The sequence below is a fragment of the Pseudomonas sp. WS 5079 genome, from assembly GCF_012985465.1.
GTDB lineage: Bacteria > Pseudomonadota > Gammaproteobacteria > Pseudomonadales > Pseudomonadaceae > Aquipseudomonas.
In genome coordinates this window covers 1-1,944 of record NZ_JAAQWN010000028.1, presented here as the reverse complement: position 1 = coordinate 1,944, position 1,944 = coordinate 1, and the positions used below count along the sequence as shown (strand labels likewise).

Annotated in this window: 2 protein-coding genes and 2 pseudogenes; all 4 read left to right on the top strand. The window is 63.4% G+C overall.

The window, feature by feature from the left end:
• Positions 1-640: pseudogene (locus HBO05_RS29010) on the top strand (hypothetical protein); the annotation flags it as partial.
• A gap of 2 nt (positions 641-642) precedes the next feature.
• The gene (locus HBO05_RS29005) at positions 643-1,191 is read left to right on the top strand and encodes a tail fiber assembly protein (RefSeq protein ID WP_172315036.1); all 549 of its coding nucleotides are present in this window, start codon (positions 643-645) and stop codon (positions 1,189-1,191) included.
• 61 nt (positions 1,192-1,252) lie between these two features.
• Positions 1,253-1,678 (top strand): cell wall hydrolase, encoded by a 426-nt coding sequence (locus HBO05_RS29000; RefSeq protein WP_172315034.1) that lies wholly within the window; start codon positions 1,253-1,255, stop codon positions 1,676-1,678.
• Positions 1,678-1,944, top strand: a pseudogene (locus HBO05_RS28995) (lysis protein); the annotation flags it as partial. The gene HBO05_RS29000 and the pseudogene HBO05_RS28995, both read left to right, overlap by 1 nt.

Sequence of the window (1,944 nt, the reverse complement as noted above, 5' to 3'; positions counted from 1 at the left end):
GGGCATCTATCAAGTGATCAACCCAGCCAGCGATACGTCGCTTGCCATTTCGCCACCGTACCGTGGGCCGGCCATTGGCGGCGCCGGGTACGGGATTGTGCCTGTCAACGGATACCCCAAAGCCCTGGCCGATGCTGTGAACCAAATGGTTCAGCAGTGGGGCGCCACGCTCGCGGGCCTGGGTGATGTGTCCACTCAGGATGTCGTGCCGGTGGCCATGGGCGGTACTGGTGGCAGAAGCCAGGCCGAGGGGCGCTCAGGCCTGGGGCTGGGCACTGCGGCGACAGCGGCCGTGACCGTGGGCAACGCCGATACCACACCAGGGCGAGTGTTAAAAAATGGAGACCTTGGCCTTGGTGCCGACTGTGTAGGGATTTCAGATTGGACTGCCGCCTACGATGAACTTGGCGGCGCGCTTATCGCCGGTAATGCGATCTTTCCCGGCGGCACCGGGGAGTCGATCAACGCAACAGGTATCACCTTGAGGCGTTCTGGCCGCGTTGGCGCTCAGATCATGATTTACAACGGTGATAACCAGTTCCTCTTTCGTTCGGCATTCAACGGGTTCCTTCCGTGGGTGCGGATGTACCACACCGGCAACACCACCCGCATGGCCGACAACACACTAAGGGCGATCTGATCATGGCAAGAGCAGCAATTAACGTTACTGGCGCGGGTGAAAAGTTTGATTTCGTCTCGCTTGGCGGGGCGGATGTGAACTGTTATCGCAAGGACGTGGGTGTCTACTGCGTCACCGGCACCCAGGGCATGGTCCCATTCCCGCCGCTCGATCAGGGCTGGGGCTACGGGCTTCACCCTTCGGACAGCCCCGCCGAGGCGAACATCTCGTTTGAGGACGGCCTACTCACGGTAACTGTGACCAAAGAGGGCGAGCCGTACGATTTGAAGGTCATGATCACGCTGCACATCCTGGTTCCGGATCTTCCCCCACAGGAAGAGCTGCCGCCGCCGGCGCTGGATCCTGTGGTGGCTGCACAAACCCAGATCGCGCACCTGCGAGCCGAGGCGGATTACGCAATCGCGCCACTTCAGGACGCCGTCGATATCGACGAAGGGACCGAGGCAGAGCTGGCGACCCTCAAGGCCTGGAAGAAATACCGCGTGGCCCTGAATCGCGTGCCTGATCAGGAAGGCTACCCGCTCGCCATTGATTGGCCCGCCGCGCCATAGCGCCGCGCCGTCGTCGACCACACCCGCCATCGAGCGGGTTTATTTTTGCCTGGAGAAAAGCATGACCACTTCCGATAAAGACCGGGACATCCTGGCGCGCACGCTGTGGGGTGAAGCCCGTGGCGAGGGGCTGGCCGGCCAGATCGCCGTGGCCTGGACCATCCGCAACCGCGTGTTCGACGGCAAGGCAAAGTCCTGGTGGGGGGAGGGCTACGCCGGCGTGTGCCTGAAGCCATGGCAGTTCAGCTGCTGGAACCAGAACGACCCGAACTACGCCTACCTCAGCGGCGCGAAGCCGATCCCGGCCGCGCAGTTCGCACAGGCACAGCGTGCTGCTGACCAGGTGATGGCCGGCGCGGTACCTGACCCAACCGGCGGGGCCACGCACTACTACGCAACCACGATGCCCAAGGCCCCGGCCTGGGCGTCGAAGGCCAAGCAAACGCTGCGCCTGGGGCACCACATCTTTTTCAAGGACGTGCCGTGATGACGCCCGTACAGAAGCTGGCCGGGCTGGTGGTGCTGATCCTGGCGCTGATGGCCAGCGCCGCCGGCGTCACCTGGCAGGTTCAGGAGTGGCGCACTGGCAAGACGCTGGCCGAGCAGGCCGGCCTGCACCAGGACGAGCTGGACAGAATCAGCGCGGTGGCCATCAAGCAAGTGCGCGACGAGCAGGACAGGCGCCTGGGCCTGGAGAAGACGCTGGCCACCTCCGATCAACAACACACCCGAGAACTTTCCGATGCTCAACGC

Excerpts from the sequence above, each read along its gene's own strand:
- HBO05_RS29005 (WP_172315036.1), top strand. The coding sequence starts at position 643 with ATGGCAAGAGCAGCAATTAACGTTACTGGCGCGGGTGAAAAGTTTGAT.
- HBO05_RS29000 (WP_172315034.1), top strand. The coding sequence starts at position 1,253 with ATGACCACTTCCGATAAAGACCGGGACATCCTGGCGCGCACGCTGTGG.